At 70.9% G+C, this 15,574-nt stretch carries 10 protein-coding genes; 5 read left to right on the top strand and 5 right to left on the bottom strand.

Annotated features, from left to right (window positions below; genetic code table 11):
- Positions 1–42: 42 nt before the first annotated feature.
- Together arfB and CCN37_RS04715 are read right to left on the bottom strand one after the other, a co-directional pair.
- Positions 43–477, bottom strand: coding sequence for an alternative ribosome rescue aminoacyl-tRNA hydrolase ArfB (gene arfB / locus CCN37_RS04710; protein ID WP_086819407.1), 435 nt, complete (start codon positions 475–477; stop codon positions 43–45).
- Positions 478–520: 43 nt separating this feature from the next.
- Positions 521–2,275: a penicillin-binding protein 2 gene (locus CCN37_RS04715; protein WP_143261429.1), complete on the bottom strand. Its 1,755-nt coding sequence runs from the start codon at positions 2,273–2,275 to the stop codon at positions 521–523.
- A 209-nt stretch (positions 2,276–2,484) separates the two neighbouring features.
- On the opposite strand from CCN37_RS04715, the gene CCN37_RS04720 reads away from it, so the two are divergent.
- From CCN37_RS04720 to CCN37_RS04730, 3 genes are all read left to right on the top strand, one after another.
- Positions 2,485–4,380 carry an AarF/UbiB family protein gene (locus tag CCN37_RS04720; RefSeq protein WP_210407871.1) on the top strand — a complete coding sequence of 632 codons (1,896 nt, stop codon included), beginning with the start codon at positions 2,485–2,487 and terminating at the stop codon, positions 4,378–4,380.
- Between the two features lie 105 nt (positions 4,381–4,485).
- Positions 4,486–5,619 carry a low temperature requirement protein A gene (locus CCN37_RS04725; protein ID WP_086819410.1) on the top strand — a complete coding sequence of 378 codons (1,134 nt, stop codon included), beginning with the start codon at positions 4,486–4,488 and terminating at the stop codon, positions 5,617–5,619.
- Between the two features lie 71 nt (positions 5,620–5,690).
- Positions 5,691–7,892, top strand: coding sequence for a tetratricopeptide repeat protein (locus CCN37_RS04730; RefSeq protein WP_143261430.1), 2,202 nt, complete (start codon positions 5,691–5,693; stop codon positions 7,890–7,892).
- Here the strand turns inward: CCN37_RS04730 and CCN37_RS04735 are convergent.
- Positions 7,871–8,287, bottom strand: a complete 417-nt coding sequence (locus CCN37_RS04735; RefSeq protein ID WP_143261431.1) for a hypothetical protein — start codon at positions 8,285–8,287, stop codon at positions 7,871–7,873. The genes CCN37_RS04730 and CCN37_RS04735 overlap by 22 nt on opposite strands.
- Positions 8,288–8,577: 290 nt before the next feature.
- On the opposite strand from CCN37_RS04735, the gene CCN37_RS04740 reads away from it, so the two are divergent.
- Entirely contained in the window at positions 8,578–11,877 is a 3,300-nt protein-coding gene (locus tag CCN37_RS04740; RefSeq protein ID WP_168200521.1) for a CHAT domain-containing protein, read from the top strand.
- Positions 11,874–12,416: a hypothetical protein gene (locus CCN37_RS04745; protein ID WP_086819414.1), complete on the top strand. Its 543-nt coding sequence runs from the start codon at positions 11,874–11,876 to the stop codon at positions 12,414–12,416. The genes CCN37_RS04740 and CCN37_RS04745 overlap by 4 nt, the downstream gene beginning before the upstream one ends.
- A 6-nt stretch (positions 12,417–12,422) precedes the next feature.
- Here the strand turns inward: CCN37_RS04745 and CCN37_RS04750 are convergent, their stop codons facing one another.
- Together CCN37_RS04750 and CCN37_RS04755 are read right to left on the bottom strand one after the other, a co-directional pair.
- Positions 12,423–13,184, bottom strand: a complete 762-nt coding sequence (locus CCN37_RS04750; RefSeq protein WP_086819415.1) for a family 16 glycosylhydrolase — start codon at positions 13,182–13,184, stop codon at positions 12,423–12,425.
- A 137-nt stretch (positions 13,185–13,321) separates the two neighbouring features.
- The gene (locus tag CCN37_RS04755) at positions 13,322–15,538 is read right to left on the bottom strand and encodes a hypothetical protein (protein ID WP_086819416.1); all 2,217 of its coding nucleotides are present in this window, start codon (positions 15,536–15,538) and stop codon (positions 13,322–13,324) included.
- Between the last annotated feature and the right edge of the window lie 36 nt (positions 15,539–15,574).

The raw sequence follows: 15,574 nt of genomic DNA on the forward strand, positions 1-15,574 counted from the left end.
GGAGGGCAGCGCAATGGAACTGGCCGTGCGTGCCCTGGAGTCTCAGTCGGTGTGGCGGACCTGGCCCCGGCCGCGCTTCACGTCGGAGCGCTGGCGCTTGGCGGCCAGGCGGCGTTCGCGGGCGCCACGGCTGGGCTTGGTGGCGCGGCGGGGCGGGGGCGGTGGGGCGATGGCCTCGCGCAGCAGGGCAGCTAGGCGGTCGCGGGCGGCGTTGCGGTTCTGGAGCTGGCTGCGCTGCTCGGAGGCGGCGATGGTGAGCACGCCGTCGACCAACCTGGTGGCGAGGCGTTCCAGGGCGCGTTCGCGTTGGCGCTCGGAGGTGAACGCGGTCGACGCGGCGACGTCGAAGGACAGCTCCACGCGGCTGTCGGTGGTGTTGACCGACTGGCCGCCGGGGCCGGACGAGCGGGAGAACCGCTCAGCCAGCTCGACGCCGGGGATCACCAGCGACGCCGTGACGGTCAGATCGGTTGCCATGCCACCAAGGATGCCTCACCGCCGTCGCGGCGCACACCCGGATTTACCCGGTCGCGACCAGCTCCTGGACCGGGGCGCGCTCCTTGGCCATGGGAACCCGGTAGCGCTGCGCGAGGTAGTCGGCCATCTCGCGGAACAGGCGGGCCGGTGCGTCGGAGTCGGTGGGAGCCGCGTCGACGAGAGTGGCGATGACGAAGCGCGGCGACTCGGCGGGGAACATCCCGGCGAAGCAGTTCCAGACGCGCTGGCCGCTCGGCTGCTCGCGGGTTCCCGACTTCCCCGCCACCTGGTAGCCGGGGAGCGCGGCGGCCGGAGAACTGCCCTTCTGGCCCGGCGAGTCCTGGACGACGGCCCGGAGCAGCCCTCGGACGGTGGCGGCAGTCTGCGGACTGACGACGCGCGCACCGGCGGGGCGGGGCAGCTCCACGCGCTGACCGTTCTGGCGGGTCTCGGCGCGGACGAGGCGGGGCGGCACGCGGACACCGTCGTTGGCGATCGCCTGGTAGGCGCTGGCGAGCTGGGGCAGGGTGACAGCCAGATCGTGGCCGATGGGCAGGCGCGCCAGGGTGGAGGCGGACCAGTGCTCGCGCGGCGGCACCTGGCCGGAGCCCTCGCCGGGCAGGCCCAGTTCGGTGCGCGCGCCGAAACCGAAGCGGGCGGTGAGGTCGGCGAAGCGGTCCTCGCCGAGCTTGCGCGCGGTCTGCACGGTGCCGACATCGGAGGAGCGGGCGAGCACCCCGGCGAGGGTGAAGTCCTGGGTGGCGTGACCGATCCGGTCGCGGACCTCGACGCCGTCGACGCGGACGCGCTCGGGAACGGACACCGTCCCCGCCGGACCGAGCGCGCCGTGCTCGACCGCGCCGGCGGCGGTGATCACGGCGGCGGCACCACCGGGCTCGAAGGGCACCGACACCGCGGTGTTGATCTTCTGCTCGGTGGCCATGGCGAGCACCTCCGCGGTCTTCGCGTCCAGGACCACCAGGGAGACGTCGTGCGCCGAGGAGCGCTTGGCGTGCTCGGAGACCAGCTGCTGGGCCATGAACTGCACGTCGACGTCGAGGGTCAGCTCCAGGCCTGCGCCGGGCGTCGCGGGTTCGAGAACGCGCTCGGTCCCGGGGATCACCACATCGTCGCGGCCCTGCTCGGTGTCCACGATCCGCCGCCCGGTCCGCCCGGCAAGCGCCTGGTCGCGCGAACTCTCCACCCCGCTGATTCCCCTGGTACCAGCGGGTTTCTGGTCCTTGCGCCAGACCGTCGTGCCGATCACGTTCGCCGCGAGCTCGCCGTTGGGGTAGACGCGCACCGCCCGGTACTCCGAGCCGATGTCGGGGTGCGCCGCGGTGATCTCCCACGCCGTCGCGGGACCGATGTTCTCGGCCAGCTCCTCGCGCTGTCCGTCGCCGCGCAGCTTCGCCAGCACCTGGTCGCGGTCAGCGCCCTCCCCGGCCGCGCGCACCACGGTGTCGGCGATCCGCGCGGTGTAGGTCTCGAAGTCCGGGGTCCGGTCGGGGCGCTTGTCCCTGGCCTTCTGCCAGTTCGCGCGCAGCAGCCGGGGCACGACGTAGAGCACCCGCGTGTCCACGCTGAACGCCAGCGGGCGACCCGCTCTGTCCACAATGGAGCCCCGCTGCGCCGGGATGTCGGAGGGGGTCGCGCGCTGCTTCGCCGCCCGCGCCGAGAGCGCCTCGGCCTGGAAGACCTGGACGTGCACCAGCTTCACCGCCGCCACCAGCAACATCAGCACCAGGGCCACCCGGCCGAGCACCATTCGTGGCCGGTGCGTTCCGCGTCCCCTCATCGGGTGACAGCTTGAGTCGGCGGTACGGGTGAGCCTGAGCGGGGGGAAATCACGCGCACAAGATCCACGGTACCGATCAGGGGGCTTCTCGTTGGGGTGATTCGCGAACGATGTTTGCGAAGCGACCCGAGTCCCGACTGGCACCGAGTCCCTAGACTCCGCTCGTGGATCTGCTCGCGGAGGTCTTTGTCGGCCTCGCCGTGTTCGTCATGGTGCTGTTGTTCGCCGCGGCCGTGCGCCGCCTGCTCGGGACGGCCTTCGGCACACTGCGCACACTCGCGGCTGGGCTGGTGGCCTACCTGCTGGCGATGCCGATCGCGCAGGCGATGCGCGGTGCCGTCGCCCCGGAGGACAACCAGAACAGCATCTTCTGGTTCCTCATCCTGGCCATCGGCTGCGCGGTGCTCGCGGGCATGGCCTTCCTCGCGGTGTCGGAGGCGCTGGTGCCGACCGGCTCGCTGCCGACACCGGTGGAGTGGGCGCGCGGACTGGGCGGACGGATTCGCCGGGCGCGGCGCTACTCCCAGATCACCCGGATCGCGTTCCGCCACGGACTCGGTCCCTACCTTCGGGGACGCGGTCCCGCCGAGCAGAGCCGCGGCACGCTCGCGCGCTCACTGCGCGCGGCGCTGGAAGACGGCGGTGTCACCTTCGTCAAGCTCGGGCAGATCCTGTCCACGCGCCGCGACCTGCTGCCGGAGGAGTTCGTCACCGAGCTGAGCCACCTGCGCGACAAGGTCCCGCCCGCCGAGTGGAGCGAGGTCGAAGCCGTGCTCACCGAGGAGCTGGGCGCGCCGGTGGAGGAGGTCTTCGCCTCATTCGACCGCACTCCGCTCGCTGCGGCGTCGATCGCGCAGGTGCACGTGGCGCGGCTGCACTCCGGCGAGGAGGTCGTGGTCAAGGTGCAGCGGCCGGGCATCCGCGACCTGGTGGACCGCGACATCGACATCGTCAACCGCCTCGCCGGAACGCTGGAGCTGCGCACGAAGTGGGGGCGCTCGCTCGGCCTGCGCGAGCTGGCTGCGGGCTTCGCCGACGCCGTGCGCGAAGAGCTGGACTTCCGCGTCGAGGCCGCGAACATGGACGCGGTCGCGGCGAACGCGAGCGGCCCGGTGGTGTACCCGGACCCACATGGGCCGCTGTGCGGCGAGCGCGTGCTGGTGATGCAGCGCCTGGACGGCGTGCAGCTCGGCGCGGCGGACGCGGAGATCGTCGAGGCCGGGCTGGACCGGCGGGAGCTGGCGAAGACGCTGCTGGAGTGCCTGCTGCGGCAGATCATGGTGGACGGCGTCTTCCACGCCGACCCGCACCCGGGCAACGTGCTGCTGCTGCGCGACGGGCGGCTGGGGATGCTGGACTTCGGCTCCGTCGGCAGGCTCGACGCGTCGCTGCGCGCGGCGTTGCAGCGGCTGCTGCTGGCCATGGACCGGGGTGATCCGCTCGCGGCGGGCGACGCGCTGCTGGAGATCGCACCGCGCCCGGACGAGATCGACGAGCAGCGGCTGGAGCGCTCGCTCGGCCAATTCATGGCGCGCCACCTGGGCGGCGGCTCGGTGCGCAGCGTCCGGATGTTCACCGACCTGTTCCGGATCATCACCGACCACCGCCTGTCGATCCCGCCGGAGGTGGCCGCGGTGTTCCGCGCGCTGGCCACGGTGGAGGGCGCGCTCGGCCAGCTCGCGCCGGGCTTCGACCTGGTCGCGGAGGCGCGGTCGTTCGCGCGCGACTACGTGGTGGAGAACCTGGACTCGGGGACGCTGAAGGAGGCGGTGATCCAGGAGGCCGCTGCCGTGCTGCCGATGCTGCGGCGGCTGCCGCGCCGCGTCGAGCGCATCGCCGGAGCCATCGAGAACGGCCGCCTCACGGTCAACATCCGGTTGTTCGCCGATGAGCGCGACCGCTCGCACGTGACCTCGCTGCTGCACCAGGTGCTGTTCACGGTGCTCGGCGCGACGGCTGGGGTCATGGCGGTGATGCTGCTCGGCACGCCGGGCGGGCCGATGGTGACCTCTTCGGTCAGCCTGTACGCGCTGTTCGGCTACAACCTGCTGCTGATCAGCGTCGTCCTGGTGCTGCGCGTGCTGGTGCTGATGTTTCGGAGATAGCGCGCGTGTTCCGCCGCGCCGCGACGCCACCGCCTGGTTAGGGTGCGACCCGTCCACCTGCGGCGGAGCGGAGCGGGGAGCACGTTGAGCACAAGGTATCGGCCGATGACGGCGCGCGGGGCGGACGAGGCGCATCGCGCGGCGACCCCGTTGGAGCTGCTGTTCGACCTGTGTTTCGTCGTGGCGGTGGCCCAGGCCGCAGCCGGTCTGCACCACGCGATCGCGGAGCACCACGTCGGCCAGGGCGTGCTCGGCTTCTCGATGGTGTTCTTCGCGATCTGGTGGGCGTGGATGAACTTCACCTGGTTCGCCTCGGCCTACGACACCGACGACACGGCCTACCGGGTGACCACGCTCGTGCAGATCGCGGGCGCGCTCGTGGTCGCGGCGGGTGTCGGGCGGGCGTTGGACCACGGCGACTTCGCGGTGATCACCTACGGCTACGTGCTCATGCGGCTGGCCATGGTGACGCAGTGGCTGCGCGCGGCCAAGTCCGATCCGGAGCGCAGGGGGACGGCGCTGCGCTACGCGGGCGGGATCGCGCTGGTGCAGGTCGGCTGGCTGGTCCGGCTGGCGTTGCCGCAGGAGTGGCTGCTGCCCGCGTTCTTCGTGCTTGCCCTCGCCGAGATCGCGGTGCCGCCGTTCGCCGAGCGCGGTGCGAGTACCCCGTGGCACCCCGGCCACATCGCCGAGCGATACGGGCTGTTCACGCTGATCGTGCTGGGTGAGTCGATCCTCGCGGCCACCAACGCGGTGCGCTCCGCGGTGGACTCCGGGCACGCTTCCGCGGGCCTGTTCGGGGTGGCGGGGGCCGGGCTGGTGATCGTGTTCTCGCTGTGGTGGCTGTACTTCGACAAGCCCGTCGAACACCTGCTCAGCTCGCTCGGTTCGGCGCTGCGGTGGGGCTACGGCCACCTGCTGATCTTCGCATCGGCGGCGGCGGTGGGCGCGGGGCTTGAGGTCGCGGTGGACTTCGGTACCGGCGAGGGCGGGGTGTCGGAGCTGGTCGCGGGCCTGTCGACGGCGGTCCCGGTCGCGTTGTACCTGCTCGCGGTGTGGGTGCTGCACATCCTGCCGCGCGGTCGCTCGCCGCTGGCGTTCGCCTTCCCGGTGGTCGCGGTGCTGGTCGCGGCCAGCCCGTTCGCCGGTGCCTCGCTGCACGTGACGGCGGTGCTGGTCGCGCTGCTGGTGCTGGTGGGTCTTCCGGACCCGTCACGCCGCCGTGCGGCAAAAGGCTGAGATTGGGCAAATGCGCTGGAACGGAGCTGTAACAACGCTGGACCCCCTGGTGGCGAAGCGCAAAACTCTTCGTGATCACTTGGGGGACGGCGATGGAGATCGACCTGCTCGGTCCGGTCAGGGTCCGCGACGGCGATCGTGCGGTCCAGGTCGGGCCGGCGCGCCAGCAGTGCGTGCTGGCGATCCTGGCGGCTGAGGCCGGCCGCGTCGTCGGCGTGCCCGCGCTGGTCGAACGGGTCTGGGCGGACCGCGCGCCCGCCGGTGCCCGCAACCTCGTGCAGACCTACGTCGCCCGGCTGCGGCGGGTGCTCGTCGCGGCCGGGGCGGACGGAGCTTCGGTCCTGGTGTTCCAGGACGACGGCTACCGCCTCGCGGTCGACCCGGAGTCGGTGGACCTCGTGCGCTTCCGTGCGCTCGTCGCCGCCGGGGACCCGGACGCGGCGCTCGCGCTCCGGCGCGGCACCCCGCTCGCCGGGATCGAGGGGGAGTGGGCGCGGCGCACCCGGGAAGACCTCGAAGAGCAGTGCCTTGAGCTCGTGCGCGAGCGCGAGTGGACCGTCCGCAACGACGTGCCGCGCGCTCCTGCTGACTTCACCGGCCGCGACGGCGAGCTGAAGTGGTTATCCGACAGGCTCGCCGAAGGCGCGACCGTGTTCACCTTCGACGGGAGCGCGGGGGTCGGCAAGACCGCGCTCGTGCTGTGCGCGGCTCGCATGCTCACCTCCGCGTACCCGGACGGCCAGCTCTTCCTCGACCTGCAAGGGCACGCGCCGAGCCAGCGGAGCTTGTCGGCCGCCTGCGCGCTGGAGGCCCTGCTGCGCGCGGTTGGCACCGCTCAGGAGGACATTCCGGACGGTGTCGGTGAGCGCGCTTCCGCTTGGCGCACGCGGCTTTCCGGGCGGCGGGTGCTGCTCGTGCTCGACGACGTGGCCGACGCCGAGCAGGCAGGCGCGGTGCTGCCCGGTGCTCCCGGCTGCCTGACGTTGATCACGTCGCGGCAGCGGCTCTCCGGGCTGGCGGGGGCGTTGTCGCGCACGGTGGACCTGCTGCCCGAGCCGGAGGCGGGCGAGCTGCTGGAGCGGGCGGCTGGCCGTCGTGCTCCGCCCGGCACCGCGGACCTGTGCGGTCGTCTCCCGCTCGCGCTGCGCCTCGTCGGAGCGCGGATGCGGCACAGTCCTCAGTGGACGCTTCCGGAGAGCGAGCCGATCACGGCCTCCTACGATGCACTGGAACCCTTGCTGCGCCGTGCTTTCCGGTTGCTCGGGCGGCATCCCGGCATCGATATCACGCCGCACGCCGCCGCCGCGCTGCTGGGCTGCTCGGTCGACGACGCCGAGGACACGATGGACGCGCTGATCGACGTTCACCTTGTGCGGCAACACACTTCGGGCCGCTACCGGATGCACGACCTGCTCCGCCAGCACGCCGTCGCGCGTGCGGAGCCCGACGAGCGCGCCGCGATCACGCGCGTGCTCGACCACTACCTGTACTCCGCCAACGAGGCTGACCGGCAGATCACCGGCCTTGCGCGCTTCACCCCGGCGGAGAACGTCGTGATCGCCTTCGTCGGCACGGGGGTGAGCTGGTTCGACCGCGAGCTGCCCAACCTGCGCGCGGTGATCGAGTTCGCCTGCCGGGAGAAGTACGACCAGCACGCGTGGCAGCTCGCGCTGACGCTGTTCGGCTACTACGGCGTGAAGGGCATGCACACCTCGGCGGTGGCAGTGCACGACCGCGTGCTGCCCATCGCGAGTGACGCAGAGCTGTTGTCCGCCAACGCGAAGCTCCACCTCGCGGTGCTGGACTGGCGGGCGGGCAAGCTCACCAGCGCGGCGTCCCGGCTCGACGAGGCGCTGCCGGTGCTGCGTTCGCTCGGCGAGCACCGCCTGGTGGGGATCGCCTTGAACGGCAAGGGGATCATCCACCTCGGCCGCGGTCGCCAGGACGACGCGCTCGCCTGCTTCGAGGAGTCGTTGGAGGCCCGCCGCGCCGCCGACGACGCGCGCGGAGAAGCCGCCAGCCACCTCGCCATCGGCGAACTGCGCCTGCGCCGGGGCGAGCCCGCCGACGCCGTCGAGTCCTTCCGGCACGCGCTGGACCTGGCGATCGGCACCGCGGACCGGGCGGCTGAGGCCCGCGCGCTGACCAACATCGGCCTCGCGCTCACCGGCGCCGAAGCCACCGACCACCTCGAACGCGGTGCCGCCGTGGCCGAGGAGCTGCGGCGCCTCGGCTCAGCGGTGGTCCCGGCTCACGGCACGTTCGGGTTGTAGCAGCTGGCGAAGCCCGCGGGCTTGGGCCTGCCGCTGGCCAGCAGCGCGACCGCGTCGGCGTAGCGCAGGTTCTCCGGGTACTCGGGCCAGTCCGGCTCCTGCCCGTTCACGTGCAGCTCGTCCAGCCAGTAGCCGGAGCTGTCGGCGGTCTTGGCGAACTCCAGGTCGCAGCCCTTCACCCGCACGGTGATCTCGAAGGTCTTCTGCGAGGACTTCACCGTGCGCTTGCCGACCTTCTTGGTCTTCTTCTCGACGTCCGTCCTCGGCTCGCCCACGGCGGTGAAACCGGCGGTCTTCAGTTCCTTGGCGAACTGGCTCTGACCGCTGCTGCACCCGGTCGCGGCGAGGGTGAGCGGCAGGAGCACCACCAGGGCACGGCCGAACTTGAGGCTCATGGCGTGCATCTAACACGCTCGCGGCCCCGTGATGGTGCGAGTCGCCGAAACTGGGGTGCGCACTCAGTTTCCCGGTGGCGGTGGGCATCTGCCTGTCACCCCGCGTAGCCGACGCGGCGATGCTGTGCAATGGGATCATGGAGATGGCCACATGTCCCGACTGCGGAGGGCCCGCGGCGGCGCTCGCCGGGTCGGGCCGATGGGTGTCGGTCACCGACGACGATGTGACAAGCATTGTCGAGCTGCTCACCGGCGGATTCGACCACGCGCGTTGTGACGCGGGTTGTCCGTTGAGCACGAGAGCCAGCCTCGTGTTCCAGGACACCGAAGCGGGCCGGGTCCACGTGCTGCCGGGCGACCTCGCCGACCGCGATGAGCTGGCCGCGTTGCCGGCGGATCTGGCTGCGATCACCGAGGTCGCCGAGAACGCCGAGGAACTGCGCCGCACGGTCGTCGAGCTGATCGACCGCCGGGTGCAGGTGTTCAACCCGACCGCGGACGGCCGAGCGACCGGCACCAGTCACATGGCCTACCTGTGCGAGAACTGGCGGTTGCTGACCGCCCAGGTGATGGCCGCGGTCGGAGCGGCGATGACCGCACGGATACCTGAGGTCCGCTTCTCCCTGCCCGCGGTCGATGGCGAGTCGGTCGCCGATCGTCAGGACTACGCCGAGAGGTTCTTCCTGACGTGCCAGTCGGTCGTGTGGACGTCGATGCTGATCGATTGGGTCAACGGCGACGGCGTCGGGTCGCTGGAGCGCGATCTCGCCGAGCACGTGGACCGGACGACCCTCCTCGGTGATCCACTCCTGTTCGTTCCGGCCCTGGACGGGCTCCCGCGCCCAGAACCGGGCGAGGCGGCGAGCATGGACATGTACCGCCGGGAGGCGTTGCGCGCGAGCATCTACGCGAAGCTGGGTGAGCCGAACCCCGTCGCGCACCAATGGGCGCTCGCCTGGCTCCACTGGGAACTCCGGCTGCGCTGCGCCGGCGGCTCCGGAGTTGCCGAGGTCCCGAGCTTGGCGGTGTCGGGAGAGCGGCTCCGCGCGACGATCTCAGCCGATGACGCGCACAGCGCGGGTGCGGCGCTTCTGCACCAGACGTGGGAGGACGCCAGGAACGGCAGAACGACCGATGCCGAAGTGCTCGCGCGCGTGAAGCACCTTCAGGACGTGTTCCACGAAGTCGGCTTCGGCGAGCAACTGGCGTCCATCTTCCACGGCATCAGGGCCGACTGCCCGATCGAGGAGGTCGCGGACCTCATCATCGCTCACGTGGCGCTGGACGCCTCGTTCGCGCTTCCCCGGATCTTCGCGGAGGCACTGGTCGAAGCGCGCCGCGTCGACGACCTCGCCAGGGTCGTCGACGCACTGCGCGCGGCGGTACCGGAAGCCGAGGTGATCGACGTGACCCTGTGGTACTACCGGAAACTCATCCGGATGGACATGCCGGCCCGGCTGATCGAGTTGGCGGGCGCCGTCCCGGCACCGGAGGAGGAGCAGTTGCCGGTCGCCGTGCAGGGCAGACTGCTCGAGGTCAGAACCCACGCGCTCCGTTCGCTCGACAGACAGGCCGAGGCGATGGCATTGCTGGATTCGGCGCCGCGGCAGGTTCTGGACGAGCCGAGCGTCAAGCAGAGCCTCGGCGTCATTCGCGCGCGGCTGATGCGTGACAGCGGTTCGCCGATGGCGGCATTGGCTCAGACGGAGGCTCTGCTGGCGGAGGTCGACGACCCCCAGCCGATGGTGTACGAACCGCTTGTGGCGTCGCTGCTCCGGCTCGGCCGCTACGCCGAGGCCACCGGTTACGCGCGAGCCGCCCACACCGCGGCGTTGCGGGACCGGACGCGGTGGTCGGTGGGCTACCACGCGGCGATGGTGATGTGGTGCCAGGCGATGAACGGCGTGACACCGGATGCCGACCTCTTCGGCGCGGTGCTGGAGGAGAGCGCGCGGACCGACCCCGATCGAGACCTGGTCGCGGCGACGGCGTTGCTCACCAACGGCATTCCCGACACCGACCGGACAAGGCGCGAGTTCGTCGATCGTGCCCGAGTGGATCTGGAGCCGGTGCTCGACCGGGCGCTGGCTGAGCGCAACCGCCCCATGGCGAGCCGCGCGCTCTTCGTGGCCGCGCTGTACGACCAGATCTACCGGCCGACCGAGGCGCTGCGCTCCTGGCACAGGGTGCTGTCCGTGCTGGGTGACGCGTTCGGCATTACGGCAGGCGAAGCCATCCTCTACTACGCGGGGCACCTGGTCCGCGCAGGCGAACTGGTGACGGCTCGTGCGTGGTTGAGAAGTGCGCTCGTCAACACGGCGTACGTCGGCCACGACAGCGGGCTCGGTGCGGCGGCGTGGGCGGGCGCGCACACCACGCGCGAGATCGAGCTGGTCACCTCGGCGCTGTTCGCCGAACCCGGTGCCACCCTGGCCGACCTGCGGCTTGTCGGCGAGTTGCGTCGTGGGATGGTCAGCAGGTCAGCCCCGTTCCGGGGCGACGGGCCCGCGTGGCGACGACACGGCATCGACGACGATGTGGTGGCGGGGATCGCGCCCCGCAGCGGTCGCGTCGGTGTGCTCGAGTGGGTCAGTGACGGCAGGGACCCGCGCGCCCTGCTGACGGTGGTCGACGCCGCCGGTTCCGTTGTCTCCGCGACGGTCGCGCTGCCGAAGGTCGACCTGAGCCAGGTCGACAAGCGCTGGCGGTCGCGGCTGAAGAACTGGTATCCCGGAAGGGCCGGCGACCCCTTCGGCGTCAACGGGTGGTCTGAGTGCCGAGCCTGGTTGGCCCGGTTGCTCGACGACTACCTCGGCGAGGACGACCACCTGGTCGTGATCCCGTTCGCCGGCTGGCGGCGACTGCCTTGGCACACGGTCGCGTTCGACCGCGTGAGTTGTTCCTACGAGCCGAGCTGGGTGGCACTGCTGTCCACCGTGGACGGTGCGCCGGTGGCGGCGGAGCGCTTCAGGGAGGGGGTGGTCGCGGTTCCTCGGGTGCGCGACCCTGCCGAGATCACCGACGCGATGGCGCGTTACGTGGCCGGGTGCGGGAAGGACGTGCACGTGGTGGGCGGAGTCGCTGCCGACCGCTCAGCGGTCATGGACCTGCTGGCGAACGCCGAGCTCGTCACCCTGCTCACCCACGGCTACACCAGCTCGGACGAGCACGAGGTCGCGCTGATGCTCGCCGCGGACGGCTCCCTGCCGCTCACGCACGCGGTCGCGGCTTCCCGCGAGCGCGGCCGCGCCCACCGCTTCGGGTGGCGTGACTACGCCGAACTGACCCGCTCACCGCGCGTGATCCTGTCCGCCGCGTGCGGTACGGGCGGCGGTGACATCGTCGGCCTCGGCGAACACCTGGGGATCTACAACGTGATGCGCCAGACCGGCCTGCGGGCGCACGTGGCGCCTCACTGGGACATCGTGGCGGCCGACGTGCTCCCGATCCTCGGTGAGATCCGCTCTCTCCTGCTCGCGGGAGAGGCGGGCCTCGGACAGTGCGTCCGCAAGGCGATCAGACACGCGATCCACCGCGGTGTCCCACCGTGGTCCGCCCTCTCGCTCATCCTCGAAGGAGACTGGCGATGACCTCATCGCTCGCCGACGAACTCAACGCCCGCGCGGTCGACACGGACGGTGTGCACCAGGCGATCCGCTACTACCTCGCCGAACGGCTCGACGACCTGCCGCCGGAGGACATGCTCGACCGGATGTACGAGGTCGCCGGCCGGGCCCGCGTCGACAGGGCCCGCGCCGACCTCGCACGCGATCAGGTGCTGCTGGAGAGCGGAGCCCTTGCCGTGCTGTCGGAGGCATGGGCGGAGGAGGCCGAGCAGGACCGGGTCCGCGCCGTGCTGACCGGGACCAAGGGCAAGCTGCCCGTCGTCGAGGTCGCGATGTTGGCGATCGTGTGCATGTACGGCATGTACCTGCTGGCGACCGGTGGGCGGAAGAAGTCGACGACGACCACCGTGCGCAAGCCGGACGGCTCGTTCGAGAGCCGGGAGACGATCGAGTACGCCGACCCGACCCGCCCGCTGGGTGCGATCGCCGGCATCTTCCGGCGGAGTGAACCGCGCGCGGTCGAGAGCGCGGAGACCGTCAAGCAGAGCGACGGTCCTCCGTAGACCTGCCTACTTGCGGTGCACGCGGACGTGGTCGATCTCCATGGAGCCCTCGGCGACCTCCGGCGGGATCTGCGAGTAGACGAACATGTCCAGCACGAGCGCTCCGTCACCGGTGAACGGTCCCTGTCGGCAGACCTCCTTGCCGTCGAGGAACCACACGGTCTCGTTCGGGCCGAGCACCTGGCCGATGGTGTGCCAGTCCAGGGTCAGGTCCACCTGCGAGGTGACGACGCACTGCCCGCCGGAGCCCTGGTGGTTGGTGAGGTAGAGCCGGAACGGGTTGTCGCTGAAGTACTCGTAGGTGTCCTGCTCGTTGCTGCCGGAGCCGTTCCAGGTCCACGTGGACGGCCAGAAACCCTTTTCCTTGGGCAGTTTCAGGCGCGTCTCGACGTAATCCCCTTCGCGCACCTGGAACTCCTGCGCCGGGCCTTGGCCGCAGCCGTGCGCTGTGGTGATGAGCGCGCTGGACCACTCGTAGCCCGGCTGCGGGTTGTCCTTGCGCGCGGTCATCACGAGCTTGCCCTCGCGCACCGAGAGCGCGTTCCAGGTGTGCCACTCCAACTGCTGGTTTCCCTTGTTGCCAAGGCAGTTGTCGGCCTCGGCGTTGGAGTGGATCGTCCAGCGCCCCCGGTCGACCTCGGTGCCGTCGAACTCGTCGGCGAAGGCGATCGGCCAGCTCGTCGGCGGTTCGTCCTGGGCTGCGGCGTGCGGCGCGGCGACGGTCGCGCCCGCGATCAGGACGGCGGCGAGCAGGGCGGTTCTCGACATCTGCGAACTCCGAAGCTGGGGACCGGTCGTGGAGGGTGCCCATGCTCTGCACCGATCCGCATTGGCGGAACCCGGCTTCGGAATCGCTTATGCGCCAACGACTAACGACGCGGGCGTTTCGGTCTGCCCCGAAGCGATCACCCCGGCACGTGCGCGAGCACCCGGACACCGTCGGTCATCGGCAGCCGTGAGAGCACGCGCCGATCTGGGCTCAGCAGCACGTACTCCGGCTTGTTCGCGGGGCGCACGAGCACACTCCCGTCCTCGTGGAACAACGCCGAGCGCACCGGTCCGGTGCTGAGCGGAACCGACTTGCCGGTCGTGGTGTCCACGAGCACCCCGGAGGACGCCTGCCCCGAGCTGGGCCCGTCGCCGCACGCGCGTCCGTCGTCGCGGGACTCGTCGACCACGATCTGCTCACCGCCCGGCGAGAGCGCGACCACGGCATTGGCGCACGGATCGGGCTTGCCGTCGATGAGCGGCACGAAGCGGCTGTTGGAGCCGTCGGAGTCAGTGATGCGAATCCTGGCCGCTGGCGCACTGGCGTCGTACCAGGCGACCGACCCGCCGTCCGGGGACATGACCGGATAGCACCCCGTCGGCCCGGCCAGCGGCGTCGTCCGTCCACTGTCGACATCGACCATTGCCCAGCGATCTTGCTTGTGCTGGAACAGGATCGCGCGCGAGTCCGGCGTCCACTCGGGGATGCTGCACAGTCCGTGCGTGTCGAAACCGCTCGCGAGCGCGCTGGCCTGCTGGCCGATCGCGCCGACCATCAGGCGACTGCCGTCCATCCACGCCTGCTTGCTCCCGTCCGGTGAGACGGCGCCGCGCACCTCCGCGAGCCGCTTCGCCGGTTGGTCACCGGATTTCGAGTACAGGAAGTTGCGGTAGGTGCTCTCGTCGTACTGGTCGTAGTAGACCGTGCCGATCTCGGTGACCGGGGGCGGCGGCTTGCGGAAGGACGTGATGTCGTTGCTCTGCCACACCGGCCACTTCCGCTCGATGGAGGCGATCTTCATCGCCCGCTTCCAGTCCTTGAAGCGGGCGTCCAGCTCGATCTCCCCGTTGAGCGCCAAGCCGAACAGTAGGCTCGCCTCCGCCGAGGTCGAGCTGATCGCCAGCTCCGGTCCCATCGAGGCCTCCAGCGTCAGGCCCAGCCACGCGGTGCCACTCGGATCTCCGCCGTACAGGCCGACCTCCAGGCCGAGCTTCGCCTGGAAGGACATCTTGGCCTCCACGCCCTTGAGCACTTTCTGGACCGGGGTGTACCCGTGCGGATCGGACATGGTCAGCGTCTCGTCGGAGTTCTTGATCCCCGCGTGCAGGGTGGCGTCGAAACCCATCTTCGTGCCCGCCGTCGCGCGCGCCTCGGCTCCCACGAAGGGCCGCACCTTGCACTTGAGCGACACCGGTCCGACCTTGACGAAGCGGCCGACCACCTTGCCGCACAGGTTGTTCAGCCACTTGAGGCCCGCGGTGTTCTCGACCTTGACCTGGCACTCCACCGCTCCCGCGAGCTCGGCCTGGAAGGTGACCTTCGGGTTGAGCGTGGCGGTCACGTCGATCTTGGCCTTGGGCGGGAACAGGCCCCAGTCGAAGTCGCCGCTGAACTTCGGGCGCAGGTTGTGCACGTCCATGACGCCGCGCGTGCCGCCCGCCGCGCACCGGCCGGTTCCCTTGGACGCCAACATCTCGCCGAAGTTCACCGACAGCATCGGCGGCTCGGCGATCGGACGGAATCCCAGGCTCTCGCCGTTGTCCGCGAGGCGGAAGCGACCGGCCGGCAGCGCCTCTGACAGTGGGACCGGCGTCGTTTCCACGACCGTTCCGTTGACCGAGAGCACGCGCCGCGCCATCGGATCGGGTGTCTGGGGGCCTTCGGCGACGATGAACACCGAGCCCGGCCTGAGCCGTGCGAGCGCTGGCGCTCCGGCGGCGAACGTGACCGTCGTGCCCGCTGTGCTGGCGATGCCGGGGTTGGTGTGGTCGAGCACCGTGGTGCTGTCCGGGATCACCGTGACGTACTCGGCGTCGGCTGTGGCCGTCTCGCCGGTCGGTACCGTGACCGCGAAGGTATCGGAGTCCGGGTGCGCCTTGCCCAGCTCAGTCGCGACCGGGTCGATCCGCACGACGTAGGTCCCGGCGGGCACAGTGCGCTCGTCCGTCGGCCCGGTCACCGTGTAGGACACCGGCCCGACCACGGTCACCGCTGCGCTCACGCCCTCCGGCAGGCCGGTCACCGTCACGCGCAGCCGGGTCGCTGCGCCGCCGAACCAGTCCGTCGCCCAGACCGCGACGATCACCGCCACCAAAGCGATCGCGATCCCGACCGTTATCCGCCACCGGCGCACGCGTTACTCCTCTTCGGACGACTCCGAAGATCATCC

Source organism: Allokutzneria sp. NRRL B-24872, from assembly GCF_002155965.1.
In the GTDB taxonomy this organism is placed as follows: domain Bacteria; phylum Actinomycetota; class Actinomycetes; order Mycobacteriales; family Pseudonocardiaceae; genus Allokutzneria.

Excerpts from the sequence above, each read along its gene's own strand:
- arfB (WP_086819407.1), bottom strand. The coding sequence starts at position 477 with ATGGCAACCGATCTGACCGTCACGGCGTCGCTGGTGATCCCCGGCGTC.
- CCN37_RS04715 (WP_143261429.1), bottom strand. The coding sequence starts at position 2,275 with ATGAGGGGACGCGGAACGCACCGGCCACGAATGGTGCTCGGCCGGGTG.
- CCN37_RS04720 (WP_210407871.1), top strand. The coding sequence starts at position 2,485 with ATGGTGCTGTTGTTCGCCGCGGCCGTGCGCCGCCTGCTCGGGACGGCC.
- CCN37_RS04725 (WP_086819410.1), top strand. The coding sequence starts at position 4,486 with ATGACGGCGCGCGGGGCGGACGAGGCGCATCGCGCGGCGACCCCGTTG.
- CCN37_RS04735 (WP_143261431.1), bottom strand. The coding sequence starts at position 8,287 with ATGAGCCTCAAGTTCGGCCGTGCCCTGGTGGTGCTCCTGCCGCTCACC.
- CCN37_RS04745 (WP_086819414.1), top strand. The coding sequence starts at position 11,874 with ATGACCTCATCGCTCGCCGACGAACTCAACGCCCGCGCGGTCGACACG.
- CCN37_RS04750 (WP_086819415.1), bottom strand. The coding sequence starts at position 13,184 with ATGTCGAGAACCGCCCTGCTCGCCGCCGTCCTGATCGCGGGCGCGACC.